Origin of the sequence: Bacillus sp. DE0042 (genome assembly GCF_007680225.1) — a bacterium.
Taxonomy (GTDB): Bacteria; Bacillota; Bacilli; order Bacillales; family Bacillaceae_G; genus Bacillus_A; species Bacillus_A wiedmannii.
In genome coordinates this window covers 281,114-296,849 of the sequence record NZ_VEJP01000006.1, presented here as the reverse complement: position 1 = coordinate 296,849, position 15,736 = coordinate 281,114, and the positions used below count along the sequence as shown (strand labels likewise).

The following is a 15,736-nucleotide window of genomic DNA, read 5'->3' as shown; positions in this document are numbered from 1 at the left end:
AAATTAGTAATTGATATAACATAACAACTCAAAAGGAGATTGATCATAATGAACAAACAAGTAATCGAAGTATTAAACAAACAAGTAGCAGACTGGAGCGTTTTATTCACAAAATTACACAACTTCCATTGGTACGTAAAAGGACCTCAATTCTTCACATTACACGAGAAATTCGAAGAACTTTACACAGAATCAGCTACTCACATCGACGAAATTGCAGAACGCATTTTAGCAATTGGCGGCAAACCAGTAGCAACAATGAAAGAATACTTAGAACTATCTTCTATTCAAGAAGCAGCATACGGCGAAACTGCAGAAGGAATGGTTGAATCAATCATGAAAGACTACGAAATGATGCTAGTTGAACTGAAAAAAGGCATGGAAATCGCTCAAAACTCTGATGACGAAATGACATCTGACCTACTACTAGGCATCTACACAGAACTAGAAAAACACGCTTGGATGCTACGCGCGTTCTTGAATCAATAATAGATTTTAAAGCGGAGGTGACTTGCTCAGAACAAAAGGGCATTGGAACTCCTGACGAAGAGGCGCTTTTTGCCTCACAGGAAGGCGCGAAATGACCGACTGTTCTAGTCACCGGAGCTAGATAGATTTAAAGCGGAAGCGGCTCGTTCAGAACAGGAGGGTGTTGGAACTCCTGATTACGAGGCGCTTTTTGCCTCGAATGAAGGAGTGAAACAACCGACTGTTCTAGCCGCTGGAGCTGGATATCATTTAAAGCGGAAGCGGCTCGTTCAGAGTCGCTTTTTTCTATGGGGATTGTCGTACGTTCTGGTACATGAAATTATATCAGCGATTTTCTAATTATATCGATTTACCGACAAATCACGACAATATTAGCACCCCTCTCCTCTACTTTTATCAATATATTCCAATCTCTTTTATGTTAAAATATAGGTAACATCCTTTAGTAAAATAGATCCAAAAAAGCTTTTCCATATTCATCATTTACTACTTAAATGGCGGGAGTGGTTCAGTTGAAAGACTACTTAATTAGAGCATTTTTTGCGTTAATAACAGTTGGGATTGTCTTACTTATAGCTAATATTTTCAATATACGTGTCGAGGTTAAAGACTATGCTTTCCTCGTTGTTGTAGCAATTGGTGGCGGCTGGGGTGGCTGGTATCTGTATAAAAAACAAAGTAATCAAAGTGATAAAGGCATTCCAAAGTAATACGGAATGCCTTCTTTTATTGCCGTCTATAATAAATAATAAAATTCAAACCGCTAATACAACCAATTGCAATAAACATGCTAAAACTCTGTACATCCCCAGCTAGACTATACTCATCAACGATAAATCCCGACATAAACAACGTTATCGCGGCAACACCAATACACAATATCGAAATAAACCAAAGCGAAAATTCATTAATTAGCTCTTTCTTTTGTGTTGAAACAATTAGCATAACAAGAATAGATGCTGCTAATATACTTTTAAAAACAGGACGTAAATACACAAACTCCTCCATCTATTTCTCCTTTTCCAAAAACATTATATCTCAACATTAACATATTTAACCAAATTAAAAACACATGCCTTTTCAAAGTAAAATGACATGTGTTTCCAAAAATATCTATAAAATTGTATTATGATAGCTGCTTCCACTTCGTTCCTAAAACAGGACGCTCATAATTTTGGATTGCATGAATTAGTTTATCTGCCGTCTCAGCTGAAACGATCAACTCTTTATTTGATGGATTCATAAATCCTTCTTCTGCTGCACGCTCAACCATTTGCAGAATTGGTCCATAAAAGCCTTTTATGTTCAATAAACCAACCGGCTTATTATGTATACCAATTTGCGACCAACATACTACTTCAAATAGCTCTTCAAACGTTCCGTATCCGCCTGGTAATGCAATAAAAGCATCCGCAAGCTCTGCCATTTTCGCTTTACGTTCGTGCATCGTTTCTACTTCAATTAATTCTGTTAGCCCTGTATGAACAATTTCTCCTCGGAATAGACCGCGTGGCATAACACCTGTTACACGTCCGCCTAAGCGAAGAACTTCGTTTGCCACTTCTCCCATTAATCCAACGCAAGAACCACCGTATACAAGCTCATAATCGCTCTCAACAAACATTTTTCCTAACGCTATTGCCTGCTCTTTAAATTCTGGTCTCTCCCCTAAGTTGGAACCTGCAAACACACAAATCTTTCTCATTCCTACACCCCGAAACTATATATTGTTATGATACAATGAACATTGTACAACATATTGAAGGGATGAGGAAGAAATGGATATCGTCGCATTTCAAAGATGGGTGGAGGAATTTTACGAAAAACGAAGCTGGTCACAGTATAATTCCTTTATTCGCTTAAATTTCTTAACAGAGGAAGTTGGAGAAGTTTCACGCGTTGTTCGCGCAATCGAAATTGGCCGTGATCGTCCTGACGAAAAAGTGAAAACAGAAGAAGAACTAAAACAAGAGTTAAAAGAAGAACTTGGTGATGTACTATCTAATCTTATTATTCTTTCAAAAAAATATGATTTAGATTTACAAGACATTATGGAGGCTCACGTCACAAAGCTTTCGAAAAGGTTCGAAGTATCCAAATGAGAATATTATCAATTATGGTATAATATTCTTGTCACAATACTAAGGGGGATTTTATGTTATCTAAAAAATTGCACGACGCATTAAACGATCAAATGAACTTTGAATTTTACTCTGCCCACGCTTATATGGCAATGGCTGCTTACTGTACATCTGAGAGCTATGATGGATTCGCTAACTTTTTCCTTGTACAAGCTGAAGAAGAACGTTTCCACGCAATGAAGCTTTACAACTACATTAATGACCGCGGTGAGCGCGCTATTATTACTGGATTTGATAATCCAAATAACGTATATGAATCTGTACTGAACGCTTTTGAAGTAGCACTTGAGCACGAGCGTGAAGTAACGAAGCGTATTTACAACTTATCTGATATCGCTTGGGATGAGCGTGAGCATGCAACAATTACATTCTTAAAATGGTTCGTCGATGAGCAAGTAGAAGAAGAATCTTCATTCGATAGCATCATCCAAAAATTAAAACGTATTACAAGCGATTCAAACGCACTATTTATGCTAGATGCTGAATTAGAGAAACGTACATTTACGCCTCCAGCTGAATAGTATTTCAATCACCTTAATGAATGTATTAAGGTGATTTTTTATTTTCTCTTTAGCTTAAAATCACCTTAAATTTCCTCGTATTTGACATAGTGCCAACTATAAAATGGTATTATTTTCAATATAAAATAATATAAAAGGAGAGAAAAAATGAATCAACGTGTAGAAGTTGTTGATGCAATGCGTGGTTTTGCTTTATTTGGTATTTTACTTGTTAATATAACATTAATTCAATTCGGGTTCTTCGCTAATGAAAAACCATCCTATATATTTGGCGGACTCGATAAAGGTGCTAATTGGTTTATTCAATTTTTTGGCACACAAAATTTCATTTCTTTATTCTCTTTTTTATTTGGTCTTAGCATTATTTTGTTACAAAAAAGCATTGTCGCAAAAGGAAAAAAGTTTTCCCCTACATATTTACGTCGTATTCTTATTCTTTTACTACTAGGTTTTATTCACGGCGTGCTCATTTGGTCCGGGGATATTTTATTCTCATATGGCCTCATCGGGATTTTCTTACTGATGTTTATAAACAGAAAGCCAAAAACATTATTAATTTGGGCAACTATTCTACTCGCACTCCTTACACTTATGACTTATTCAACTGACCCAAATACAAATGTTACTGATTTTGCTCCTTATATTGAAAAAGAACATAAAGTTCATGAGACTGGAAGCTATATGGATCATGTCAACTTTAGGTTAACTGAAAATCCTTTCGAATATATAGGCATTGACGGTTTCTTCGGATTAACCTTTATAACACTTTTCACACTCATTTTCCTATCTCCACTCTTCTTAATCGGTATGTACGTAGGAAAAAAAGGATGGTTATTTGAGATTGATAAGCATATCTCTGCTGTCAAAAAGGTCTGGATTCTTACTTGTATTTTCTCTTTTACAATCAAAACTTCAGCTATGTTCGTTAAACATCCTATTTTACTTATGTTACAAGACGGCCTTACACCAGTAACCATGACCTTCTTTTACGGAAGCACAATTATTTTATTATTCCATTACAAAAAAGCAACCCGTCTACTAACATATATGGCCAATATGGGAAAAATGTCGGTTAGTAATTATTTAGCCCAGTCTATTATCACAACAACAATTTTTTACGCATACGGCTTTGGCTTATTCGGTAAAATAGGATATTTCTTCGGTATTCTTTTAACGATTGGAATCTATACAATTCAATTATTTGTTAGCACATATTGGCTGCGAAAATATCGAATGGGTCCTGTTGAGTATATATGGAGGCTTGGAACTTATTTGGAGAAACCACAATTTAAAAGAGACTTAGATAGAGCAAGTTAAATAAAAAAGCAATGAGCCTACGCTCATTGCTTCTCTTAATTTATTAAAGCATAACCCCAACGATAATCGCTGATAATATACTTACTAACGTTGCACCGTATACAAGTTTTAATCCGAATGAAGATACAACGTTTGCTTGTTTGCCATCGATACTCTTCGTTGCACCTGCGATAATTCCGATTGATGAGAAATTTGCAAATGATACAAGGAAGATAGATAAAATACCTACTGTACGAGCTGATAAATCACCAGCTACTTTTCCAAGGTCAAGCATTGCAACGAATTCGTTCGTTACTAATTTCGTTGCCATAATTTGTCCTGCCGTTAGCATCTCTGATGTTGGAATACCCATTACGAATGCTAATGGTGAGAAGACATATCCTAAAATGCTTTGGAATGTGATTCCAAAAATTGAATCGAATACACCGTTAATTGCTGTAATTAATGCTACGAAACCGATTAACATCGCCGCTACTGTTACAGCGATAGAGAAACCAAGCATAATATATTCGCCTAACATTTCAAAGAATGTTTGTTTTTTATCTTCTTGTAATTCTAAAATATCGTCTTCTTCTTTCACTTCATATGGATTAATAATATGAACGATAATGAATCCACTAAATAAGTTTAATACAAGTGCTGTTACTACATATTTTGGATCAATCATTTTCATGTAAGAACCGACGATTGACATCGATACTGTTGACATGGAAGATGCACAAAGTGTGTATAAACGATTTTTCGGTAATTTGCTTAGTTGATCTTTTACTGTAATGAATACTTCACCTTGACCAACGATTGCAGCTGCTACTGCATTATATGATTCTAGTTTTCCTAAGCCGTTAATTTTACTTAATAGGAAACCGACTGCACGAATGATAATTGGTAATACTTTAATGTGTTGTAAGATCCCAATTAATACTGCTAAGAAAATAATTGGTAATAATACTGTTAAGAAGAATGGTGCTTGTCCATCATTTGCTAGACCACCAAATACGAAATTAACCCCTGCTTCCGCAAATTTTAAAATAGCTCCAAACCCATCTGCAATCCCTTTTACTAATACAAATCCGACCTTTGTATTTAGTAAGAAATACGCAAGTACCAATTGAATGACAAGCATAAGTGCAATTGGTTTATATTTAATTTTCTTACGATCTGAACTGATAAGGAACCCTAGTACAAATACTACAAGTAAACCGACTAGAAACATTACGATCTTCATATGTGAATCCTCCACTTCTCCCACGAATTATCGGTCGTATAACGTATAACGAATGACGTCTGACCATTGATGTTAAAAAAATTTAAAACCCCTAAATATTATTCAACTGTTTTCTAAAATCAGTAAGCGTTTACATAAATTGCAATTTATAAAAGGTAGCTTCTTCTCTCCTACCATACTTGAAAGTCTGAAATTGATACCACCTACAAATCAAATTGTAAGCGTTATCTAGGCGAAATGCAATATAAATTTTAAAAGATTTTTATATGTTAATATATTCCTAATTAATTGGGTTTTTCATGCAAATTTACCATAAAAAAAATAGCCCTAGCTATGAGCTAGAGCCAACCTTTTTTTTATAACATAACACCAACGATAATCGCTGATAGAATACTTACTAATGTCGCACCGTACACAAGGCGTAGACCGAATGATGATACAACATTTGATTGGTTTTCATCGATACCTTTCGTTGCACCTGCGATAATTCCGATTGATGAGAAGTTCGCAAATGATACAAGGAATACAGAAAGAATACCAACTGTACGAGCTGATAAATCACCAGCTACTTTTCCAAGATCCAGCATCGCAACAAACTCATTTGATACTAATTTTGTTGCCATAATTTGTCCAGCTGTTACCATCTCTGCTTGCGGGATACCCATTACGAATGCTAATGGTGAGAAAATGTATCCTAAAATAGCTTGGAATGTAATACCGAACATTGAATCAAACAAGCTATTAATTGCTGTAATTAATGCTACGAAACCAAGTAACATTGCCGCTACTGTAATCGCGATTGTGAAACCAAGCATAATATATTCACTTAGCATTTCAAAGAATGACTGTTTTTTCTTATTTTCTAATTTCAGTGTATCTTCTTCTTCTGTAATATCGTACGGGTTAATAATATGAATAATAATGAAACCACTAAATAAATTTAATACAAGTGCTGTTACTACATATTTCGGTTCGATCATTTTCATATAAGAACCTACGATTGACATTGATACTGTCGACATGGAAGATGCACATAATGTATATAAACGATGTTTTGGGATTTTACTTAATTGATCTTTTACTGTAATAAATACTTCCGCTTGCCCAACAATGGCAGCTGCTACTGCGTTATATGATTCTAGTTTTCCTAGACCATTTACTTTACTTAGCGCAGTACCAATAGCACGAATAAATATCGGTAAAATTTTAAAGTGTTGCAGAATTCCGATTAAAACGGCAAAGAATACGATTGGTAATAACGCTGTTAAGAAGAATGAAACCTCTCCTTTATTAACAAGACCGCCAAATACGAAAACGATTCCAGCTTCCGCATATCCAAGAAGCGCGCCAAATCCATCTGAAATTCCTTTTACTAAAATATAACCAACTTGCGTATTTAATAAGAAATAACTTAACGCTAGCTGAATAACAAGCATAATTGCGATTGGTTTATACTTAATCTTCTTTCGATCGGCACTTATAAGAAAACCGAGTACGAATACAACGAGCAATCCTACAAGAAACATAACAAACTTCATTAATAAAATCCTCCATTTAACTCTTCATTAACGTTGAACGTCTGACCATTCAAAATAAGAAATAATCCGAACTTTCCATTTCTCCTCTAAAACCTTCAATCGGATAGGAAAGATCATAAAACCTCTTGTTTCAAAGGCATTTTCCATTCTAACATAAATCACAACTCATATCCGCATTTTTCTTAAAAAAATTACATTTTATTATAAAACGTTCATGAATGTTCGTCTTTTACATTATATAGCGAAACTTTAATCAGTATCATCCCCACTGATTATTAGCCCGTATCAATCGAGAGTTTTACTGTTCACAAATAGCAGGATAAAACAAAAAAATGAGCATCAAGTTTCACTTGATGCTCACCTCATTATACTGCTTTTTCTTTATCAGCTACTGCTGGCTTATCCCAGCACTCTGTATTGTTCAAACCTGGAATAGACTCCGCATAGAATACTGGATCTTTTCCCTGTTTCTTTTGCTTAACGTAATCTGATAATGCCGCGAAAGCATACTTAGAAAGAAATACGATCGCCACTAAGTTAATAACAGCCATAATCCCCATAAATAAATCTGCTAAATCCCAAACGATTTGAATTGTTGCTACAGATCCTAAAACAACCATACCAAGTACAGCAATGCGGTATGCATTTAATAACACTTTACTTCCATTTAAGAATTCAATATTCGTTTCACCATAGTAGTAGTTACCTACTAATGAACTAAATGCAAACAAGAAGATTGCAACTGCTACAAATATAGAAGCCCACGGTCCGATATGTTGACTTAATGCTTGTTGCGTTAATTGAATTCCGTTTAAATCAGCCGCTCCAGGCACATCTGATAATAAAATGATAAATGCTGTACAACTACAAATTAATAATGTATCTGTAAATACCCCTAAAGTTTGAATGAAACCTTGTTTAACTGGGTGCGTTACGTTTGCAGTTGCAGCTGCGTTCGGCGCACTACCCATACCTGCTTCATTTGAGAATAATCCACGTTTTACCCCTAGTAAAATCGCAGCTCCTAATCCCCCACCTACTACTTCTTTAATTCCGAAAGCATGTAAGAAAATTTCTTTAAATACATACGGAATTGCCGTAATGTTTGTTACAACAACGAATAATGCCACTGCTACATATATAATTGCCATTACTGGAACAATCATTTCAACCGCACGTGCAATACGTTTTACTCCGCCGAAGATAATGATTGCAAGTAAACCAGCCATAAACAGACCTACAAACTTACCATCTGTGTTAAATGCTCCATCAAAAGCCGCCGCTACTGTGTTTGACTGCACGGCGTTGAAAATTAATCCGAAACTAACTGTTATTAGAACAGAGAAGACAACTCCTAGCCAGCGTTTCTTTAAACCCTTTTCCATATAATACGCTGGACCACCACGGAATGCATTCCCATCTTTTACTTTATAAATTTGTGCTAATGTGCTCTCTACAAATGCAGAAGCACCCCCAATTACCGCAATTAACCACATCCAAAATACCGCTCCTGGTCCACCTGCTGAGATTGCGATAGCTACACCAGCTAAGTTACCAGTACCTACACGAGATGCTGTACTCATACAAAAAGCCTGGAACGATGATACACCGCTCTTCTCTTTTTGAGCTTTCCTCGTTTTCGAACTTGCCCCATCCCCAAGCAAACGAATCATTTCACCGAAGTAACGAACTTGGACAAATTTCACACGAAATGAAAAGTAAAGCCCTAACCCAATTAACATCGCAATAATGATATATGACCAAAGGACATTATTTACATCCCCAATTACCTTAGCTAAAAAATCCATAATTGCATTACCCCCTCTTCCTAACAATAAGAAAATTATATTCTAAAAACTTTTAGTAATCAAGAACTTTATGTTAGGTTTTATAACATGGTCGCGTTAAACTTCTTAACATATATGTTTTTTTACGTAAAATATAACCAGTACGTGCATTTATCCAATACTCAATCACTCATCCCATTCGACCGGTCATACTTTTAAGACAGTGCGTTCTCTACAAATAACGAGAGGAATGAACAAACAAAAATTATATTACTAATTACCTCTCACCCTTTTCATCATTTACTACAACAAAAAAGGCGAGCATCGAATTTATCTCGATGCTCACCTTTTCATTACACTGCTTTTTCTTTATCCGTTACCGTCGGCTTATCCCAACACTCTGTATTCGTTAAACCAGGAATAGAATCTGCACTGAAGACTGGATCTTTCCCTTGTTTCTTTTGCCTTACATAGTCCGCCAATGCAGCGTATGCAAATCGTCCAAGAAGTGTAATCGCAATTAAGTTTGTGATTACCATTAGTCCCATAAATAAATCCGCCATATTCCATACAACTTGAAGCGTCGCAACAGAACCAAATAATACCATTCCCACTACCGCAATACGGTAAATCGTTAACCAAGTTTTACTTTGTTTAATGAATTCAATGTTCGTTTCACCATAATAGTAGTTTCCTAGAAGTGAACTGAAAGCGAATAAGAAAATAATAATCGCCAAGAAGCTACTTGCCCACGAACCAATTTGTGAACTTAACGCAACTTGCGTTAATTCAATACCTTCTAAATTTGTTGCTTTATATGCACCAGAACATAGTACGATAAATGCTGTTGATGTACATACTAAAAATGTATCTACTAATACTCCAATTGTTTGAATAAATCCTTGTTTCGCTGGATGTGTTACATCCGCTGTTGCTGCCGCGTTCGGCGCACTACCCATACCTGCTTCATTCGCAAATAATCCGCGCTGAATACCATATTTCATCGCAGCACCAATACCGCCACCTACAGCTGAATCTAAACCGAATGCACCTTTAAAGATTTCTGTAAACATATCCGGTATTAAATAATAATTTTTAATAACAACGAAAATTGCTACTGCAATATAAATAAGTGCCATTGGCGGAACGATCATTTCAGACATACGCGCGATACTTTTCACGCCACCAAAAATAATAACCGCAACTAATACTGCTAATACAATCCCAACAACGTAACGCTCAATACCAAAAGCGTTTTTAAATGCTAATGTAACTGTATTTGCTTGTACGGAGTTGAAAATTAATCCGTAACTAATTGTAATAAGGATAGAGAACCAAATTCCCATCCAACGTTTATTTAAACCTTTTTCCATATAATAAGCAGGACCACCACGGAAGCCACTGCCATCTTTTATTTTATAAATTTGTGCAAGCGTACTTTCCACGAAACTTGAAGACGCTCCGACAATTGCAATAACCCACATCCAAAATACTGCTCCAGGTCCTCCCATAGAAATAGCTAACGCTACGCCCGCTAAGTTCCCGATTCCAATACGAGCTGCTGAACTCATACAGAACGCTTGGAAAGAAGATACACTACCTTTTTTACGCGTCTTTCCAGTTAATCCATCACTCATTAGTCGAACCATTTCCCCTAAATGAGTAATTTGTACGAATTTCAATTTAATAGAAAAATAAAGACCTAAACCAATTAACATTGCAATAAGAATATATGACCAAAGAATTGTATTCGTTGATGAAACAAATTGCTCTAAAATATTCATACAATTAACCCCTCCTTTTCTCCATAAAACGAATTATATTTAAAAAACATTTAAAAATCAACATTTTTCGACAATTTGCATTTTCCAAATATTAGCCAGACACGAAGTAACAATATCTTTACGACTCTCCTTCCTCTAACTGTGCATACTAAACAAAAAGTAAATCTACAAACTACCCCATTGACAAAAACACCAACCTGTAACTATAATGATTACATCAGGTTGTAACAAACCTTATTACAACAAATTCATTTACTTTCAGATATGCACTTTAACAAAACACTTTGGAGGGATTTATTATGAAAATCGGAATCATCGGAGCAACTGGTAAAGCAGGAAGTCGTATTTTAAAAGAAGCATTAGATCGCGGACATGAAGTAACTGCAATCGTAAGAAACGCCGCGAAAATTACAGAAAAAAACGTAAAGGTTTTAGAGAAAGATGTTTTCTCTCTTACATCCAATGACCTACAAGCATTTGACGTAGTTGTAAATGCATTCGGCGCTCCAGCAGGAGAAGAACATCTTCACGTAGATGCAGGAAACGTACTAATTGAAGCTATGAAAGGTGCACCTAACACAAAATTACTTGTAGTTGGCGGCGCTGGAAGCTTATTTGTAGACGAAGAGAAAACAACGCGTGTATTTGATACGCCAGGTTTCCCAAATGAATACCTTGCAACAGCTCAAAACCAAGGAAAAAACTTAGAAATTCTGCAACAAACTAACGATATTACTTGGACATTCATCAGCCCTTCTGCACTATTTGCATTAGGAAAACGCACAGGCTCTTATACAGCTGGCAAAGACAACCTTCTTGTTAACGCAAAAGGTGATAGCTACGTAAGTTACGAAGACTTCGCAGTTGCAGCACTTGATGAAATCGAAAATCCGAAACACCTAAACGAACGCTTCACAGTTGTTTCTGAAGCTGAATAATACAAAAATGCGCGTAGACCCAACATCTACGCGCATTTTTTATTACAATGTTTTCTTTACTAGCTCTAATCCACTTTGAGTGATTTTAAATTCAACTTCTGTTGAAGCCACTTGTTCTGCTAACTCATTCTTTTTATACCATTTCAGACGACTTGGTTCTGCATGATACACTTTTACTACATCACCATACTCAAATGAAGTAACATTTACCTGTTCCGCAAAATTCTTTGAAGTTTCTTGCCCTTCCGCTGATATATGCTTTTTCTTATTCCCATTTTGATCATAAATCGCAAAGCCTATATACTCTTCGTTCACAAAACGATAATGAATCACATCATTCGTAAATGTTGCATGTAACTTCTTTTCATCATGATTTAACGTAATAATAGAACGTGTAACATCGGACACACCTTGATAGACTAGACTATCCCCATATGTCACTTCTACAGGAACTTCCGTCACTTTCTTATTTCCAAATCGATCTTTCGTTTCTACTTTCACTGTTTGCTGACCAATTTTTGTCGTATCTAGTTTCCCTACAAAACCTACTACTTCTCCACCCTGTACTTCAATAAATTTCTTCGCATCTAGCGTTTCGCTATTTGTTACGATTACTACTTGCTGCGGATTTGCTTTTACTGTTTGCTCACCGTCTAATCTTTCAAATCCATTTTCAGTGATTTTGAAGACTAATTCCTTTATCTCTTTACTTTTTCCTTCGCCCACATATACATCTTTTTGATACCAATGTAAACGAGAAGATTCCGCATGATATGCTTTCACTACATCGCCATACTCAAATGCAAGTCCATTTACTTCCTTAGCAAATTCTTGCGTATTCTCTAAACCTTTTACCACTATATTTTTCTTCACTGTTCCTTCTTTATCGTACAATGTGAATTCAAAATACTTTTCATCTTTAAAGTAATCATGAATTAGGTTCTTTGTATCTGTCGCACTCAGTTTTTTCGTATCATGATGCAAAGTTACAATTGATTTCATATCGTCGGCACCATAACTTAATCCATATACAAGTAGGCTATCTCCATATGTTACTGTTAGAGGAACTTCTGTCACTTTCTTATTTCCAAATATATCCTTCGTTTCTACTTTCACTTGTTGTTCACCGATTTTCGTTGTGTCTGGTTTTTCTACAAACCCTACTACTTCTCCACCTTTTACTTCCACAAATTTCTTCGCGTCTAACATTTCGCTATTTGTTCCGATTACTACTTTTTGTGGAACCGCTTTTACTTCTTGCAACATATCCATTCTCTCAAAACCTTTTTCTGTCACTTTGAAGAATAGTTCTTTTACTCCCTCTTTCTCACCTTGACCAGCAAAGTTATTATTTTGATACCATTTCAAACGGTCTGGTTCTGCATGAAATACTTTCACAACGTCCCCATATTCATATTGCAGTCCATTCACTTGTTCAGCAAAATTCTTTGAAGTTTCTTGTCCTTCTGCTGTTACATGTTTTTTCTCAGTTCCGTTTTGATCATATAACGTAATTCCTATATATTGTTCTTTATTAAAATACTCATGAATTTGTTCATCCATTTCAGTCGCATGTAATTTCTTCTCTTCATGCTTTAATGTTACAACTGATGCGATTTCATGTTATATCCTATATAAGCAATGCTATCTCCATAAATCACTTCTACAGGTACTTCCGTTACTTGCTTATTTCCAAAACGGTCTTTCGTTTCTACTTTTACTTTTTGTTCACCTAGTTTCGTTGTATTTGGTTTCTCTACAAAACCAATTACTTCTCCATCTTTTACTTCAACAAACTTCTTCGCATCTAATGCTTCGCTATTTGTTCCGATTACTACTTTTTGTGGCACAGCTTTTACTTCTTGCAAACCGTCTTTTAATTCAAATCCTTGCGGAGTAATTTTGAAAAACTTTTCTTTTTTATTCTCTGCTGGATTTACCAGTTTGTCGTTTTGATACCAACTAAAACGATCCGGTTCCGCATGAAATACTCTCACGACGTCCCCATATTGGAATTCAAACTCCTTCAATTGCGCAGCAATTTTTTTGAACTTTCTTGTCCCTCTACAGAAATATTTTTCTTTTCATTACCTTCTTTATCGTATACTGTAATCTCTACATATTTTTCATTTTTAAATCGCTGATGCAATGCATTACCCTCGAAAACAACATCAATTTTCTTTTCATTATGAAGAAGTGCTATAACAGAATTCACTTCATCACCAAAACCTTTAATTACCATAGTATCCCCATAACGAGCATTGATTGGAACAGGAATTAAATTTTTATTCCCTTTCTCGTCTCCAATTTCTACTAATACTTCCTGTTTTCCATTCTCTAATCTAGGCCAAATAATCTTACCTGTTACTTTTACATTCTCACCTAGATTTTGAACCAGTTGACTTGCTAAATTCTCATCAAAATCCGTACCTACTACAAGGTCTTGCTCCACATTAAATGCTTCACCATATGGAACTTCATATGGCGTAACTTGTTTTTCACGAATATCGTTACTATCTGTTGCTTTCCATATTTCTTTTTCTAATTTAGGTAAATTTAATTTCTCTATTTTTTCTCTAGTCTCATCATTTGGAGTTAATCCCCATTCCTCAAAGAAAGGAACTAAATTTTGCCCCGCCACTTTTGATGTCATATAAATAAACATTTGCTTTTTCTCTTCATCAGAAGTAGGCATTTCCTCTTCAGATAACAAACGATAAGCTTGATGCAATGTAGGATAAAAATGTTCTCCGTACACTACATTTAATTGCCAAAACATTGTAAGCGGATCGAAATTATCAATTATTCTTTCTTCTATAGGTCTTTCTAAATACTCAAATGATTTTTTATAATGATCCTCCATGTCTAGTTTATTCCCTAATGCTTTTTGTACTGCTAAAGAATAAATGTTAACTGTTACTTCCCCAACAGCATCCCAGTCCCAAGGCCTTTGTTGATGTAAATGTCCAACTTCATGCCATGGTCCCCAACCATCCTTTTCAAGTACTTCTAAATCCAATACTCTATTCATTACTTTTGGGATATATGCTGTACGATAATCTGTTGCGAACATATAATCATCTTCATCAGGCTTTCGTTCTTCAACAAACTGAACGTAATGATTTGGAGATTTCGCGACTCCAATACCGTCCTCAGATAATCCTGCTACTGCATTTTCCAGACGAATAATCTTATCGTGTAATTTCATTAGCTTTGTTGGATCTGTACCGTTCATATGATCTTGAACAGCATTATAACTCGCAGTAATTAAACTTCTCTCACCTTTTAATTCAACTGCATAAGGATCCTTATATTTCTTCAACATTTCATCAAAATCTTTTTTCGTATGCTTACCTAAAATAAACAAAGGAAAATGGCTACCACCATTCGTAACAGAAGCTATTACTTCCCCTTCTTTATTCATATTATAAAAATATAAAATACCACCATTCGGCGATGAAATAACATTTTTTCCCGGTTTTAACTCAAACTTTTCAGGTTCTTTTTCATCATATGATCTTGTTCCAATAAAAGCTTGAATAGACTGCGTTCCTTTTATTTCAATTGCAATCTCTTCATTTTCCTTTGCATAAATTCCAGTTGGTTCATTAGCAGAAAGATGAAAACTTACTTTTAAACGGTTTGTTTCCGCTTCTAAATCCCCTTTTCCAGGCAAATGAAACGTCCTTTGCTCAAATTTGTTCTCTTCCAAACTCCCACCTTTAACATCTTCCAAAGGCGCCGCATATCCTTTCGATGCTTCAAAAGCTACTGGCGATAATAATGTAGATATACATATTCCAGCCACTAATACCCTACTACTCTGTTTCTTCGACATAATCTGTATCCCCTGTTCCTTTATTTAGAGAAACTATCCTATATATTCATTTAATAAATAATCCTATTATTTTTATAAAAACATTTAACGAATAGACTAACACCTCGCACACCTACATCATTTACTACCGCATTCCTTTCAATGTATTCGCTTTATTA

At 35.5% G+C, this 15,736-nt stretch carries 12 protein-coding genes and 1 pseudogene; 6 read left to right on the top strand and 7 right to left on the bottom strand.

Translation table 11 applies throughout. The features are described 5' to 3' along the window. Nucleotides 1-48: 48 nt before the first annotated feature. Both FS802_RS22140 and FS802_RS22130 read left to right on the top strand, forming a co-directional pair. Nucleotides 49-489 carry a Dps family protein gene (locus tag FS802_RS22140; RefSeq protein WP_001041898.1) on the top strand — a complete coding sequence of 147 codons (441 nt, stop codon included), beginning with the start codon at nucleotides 49-51 and terminating at the stop codon, nucleotides 487-489. A gap of 512 nt (nucleotides 490-1,001) precedes the next feature. Continuing rightward, on the top strand, nucleotides 1,002-1,199 hold the full coding sequence (locus tag FS802_RS22130) for a hypothetical protein (protein ID WP_000656330.1): 198 nt from the start codon (nucleotides 1,002-1,004) through the stop codon (nucleotides 1,197-1,199). Between the two features lie 16 nt (nucleotides 1,200-1,215). On the opposite strand, the gene FS802_RS22125 is transcribed toward FS802_RS22130, so the two are convergent. Next, nucleotides 1,216-1,497, bottom strand: coding sequence for a hypothetical protein (locus FS802_RS22125; protein ID WP_048563497.1), 282 nt, complete (start codon nucleotides 1,495-1,497; stop codon nucleotides 1,216-1,218). Nucleotides 1,498-1,615: 118 nt separating this feature from the next. After that, complete coding sequence (locus FS802_RS22120) at nucleotides 1,616-2,194, bottom strand: LOG family protein (RefSeq protein ID WP_098653600.1); 579 nt, start codon at nucleotides 2,192-2,194, stop codon at nucleotides 1,616-1,618. Nucleotides 2,195-2,267: 73 nt separating this feature from the next. Here FS802_RS22120 and FS802_RS22115 point away from each other — a divergent pair, with 73 nt between their 5' ends. The 3 genes from FS802_RS22115 (at nucleotide 2,268) to FS802_RS22105 (ending at nucleotide 4,468) form a co-directional block, all read left to right on the top strand. Further along, on the top strand, nucleotides 2,268-2,591 hold the full coding sequence (locus FS802_RS22115; protein ID WP_098653601.1) for a MazG nucleotide pyrophosphohydrolase domain-containing protein: 324 nt from the start codon (nucleotides 2,268-2,270) through the stop codon (nucleotides 2,589-2,591). Between the two features lie 53 nt (nucleotides 2,592-2,644). Further along, a complete protein-coding gene (locus FS802_RS22110) occupies nucleotides 2,645-3,151 on the top strand; it encodes a ferritin (RefSeq protein ID WP_000949397.1) in 507 nt (168 codons plus the stop codon). Between the two features lie 147 nt (nucleotides 3,152-3,298). After that, nucleotides 3,299-4,468: a DUF418 domain-containing protein gene (locus FS802_RS22105; protein ID WP_098653602.1), complete on the top strand. Its 1,170-nt coding sequence runs from the start codon at nucleotides 3,299-3,301 to the stop codon at nucleotides 4,466-4,468. Between the two features lie 43 nt (nucleotides 4,469-4,511). Here the strand turns inward: FS802_RS22105 and FS802_RS22100 are convergent, their stop codons facing one another. The 4 genes from FS802_RS22100 to FS802_RS22085 form a co-directional block, all read right to left on the bottom strand. Continuing rightward, on the bottom strand, nucleotides 4,512-5,693 hold the full coding sequence (locus FS802_RS22100) for a NupC/NupG family nucleoside CNT transporter (RefSeq protein ID WP_000706847.1): 1,182 nt from the start codon (nucleotides 5,691-5,693) through the stop codon (nucleotides 4,512-4,514). A gap of 356 nt (nucleotides 5,694-6,049) precedes the next feature. Continuing rightward, nucleotides 6,050-7,231, bottom strand: coding sequence for a NupC/NupG family nucleoside CNT transporter (locus FS802_RS22095; RefSeq protein WP_000673848.1), 1,182 nt, complete (start codon nucleotides 7,229-7,231; stop codon nucleotides 6,050-6,052). 365 nt (nucleotides 7,232-7,596) lie between these two features. Further along, on the bottom strand, nucleotides 7,597-9,039 hold the full coding sequence (locus tag FS802_RS22090) for an alanine/glycine:cation symporter family protein (protein WP_000346396.1): 1,443 nt from the start codon (nucleotides 9,037-9,039) through the stop codon (nucleotides 7,597-7,599). 332 nt (nucleotides 9,040-9,371) lie between these two features. After that, complete coding sequence (locus FS802_RS22085; RefSeq protein ID WP_001022949.1) at nucleotides 9,372-10,802, bottom strand: alanine/glycine:cation symporter family protein; 1,431 nt, start codon at nucleotides 10,800-10,802, stop codon at nucleotides 9,372-9,374. Nucleotides 10,803-11,101: 299 nt separating this feature from the next. Between FS802_RS22085 and FS802_RS22080 the strand changes: the two genes are divergently transcribed. Then, nucleotides 11,102-11,740, top strand: a complete 639-nt coding sequence (locus tag FS802_RS22080; protein ID WP_000689918.1) for an NAD(P)-dependent oxidoreductase — start codon at nucleotides 11,102-11,104, stop codon at nucleotides 11,738-11,740. 42 nt (nucleotides 11,741-11,782) lie between these two features. Here FS802_RS22080 and FS802_RS22075 read toward each other — a convergent pair. After that, nucleotides 11,783-15,578, bottom strand: a pseudogene (locus tag FS802_RS22075) (putative mucin/carbohydrate-binding domain-containing protein). Between the last annotated feature and the right edge of the window lie 158 nt (nucleotides 15,579-15,736).

Bases quoted from the DNA above. Each gene is read 5' to 3' on its own strand.
- FS802_RS22140 (WP_001041898.1), top strand. From the start codon at position 49: ATGAACAAACAAGTAATCGAAGTATTAAACAAACAAGTAGCAGACTGG.
- FS802_RS22125 (WP_048563497.1), bottom strand. From the start codon at position 1,497: ATGGAGGAGTTTGTGTATTTACGTCCTGTTTTTAAAAGTATATTAGCA.
- FS802_RS22120 (WP_098653600.1), bottom strand. From the start codon at position 2,194: ATGAGAAAGATTTGTGTGTTTGCAGGTTCCAACTTAGGGGAGAGACCA.
- FS802_RS22115 (WP_098653601.1), top strand. From the start codon at position 2,268: ATGGATATCGTCGCATTTCAAAGATGGGTGGAGGAATTTTACGAAAAA.
- FS802_RS22110 (WP_000949397.1), top strand. From the start codon at position 2,645: ATGTTATCTAAAAAATTGCACGACGCATTAAACGATCAAATGAACTTT.
- FS802_RS22105 (WP_098653602.1), top strand. From the start codon at position 3,299: ATGAATCAACGTGTAGAAGTTGTTGATGCAATGCGTGGTTTTGCTTTA.
- FS802_RS22100 (WP_000706847.1), bottom strand. From the start codon at position 5,693: ATGAAGATCGTAATGTTTCTAGTCGGTTTACTTGTAGTATTTGTACTA.
- FS802_RS22095 (WP_000673848.1), bottom strand. From the start codon at position 7,231: ATGAAGTTTGTTATGTTTCTTGTAGGATTGCTCGTTGTATTCGTACTC.
- FS802_RS22090 (WP_000346396.1), bottom strand. From the start codon at position 9,039: ATGGATTTTTTAGCTAAGGTAATTGGGGATGTAAATAATGTCCTTTGG.
- FS802_RS22085 (WP_001022949.1), bottom strand. From the start codon at position 10,802: ATGAATATTTTAGAGCAATTTGTTTCATCAACGAATACAATTCTTTGG.
- FS802_RS22080 (WP_000689918.1), top strand. From the start codon at position 11,102: ATGAAAATCGGAATCATCGGAGCAACTGGTAAAGCAGGAAGTCGTATT.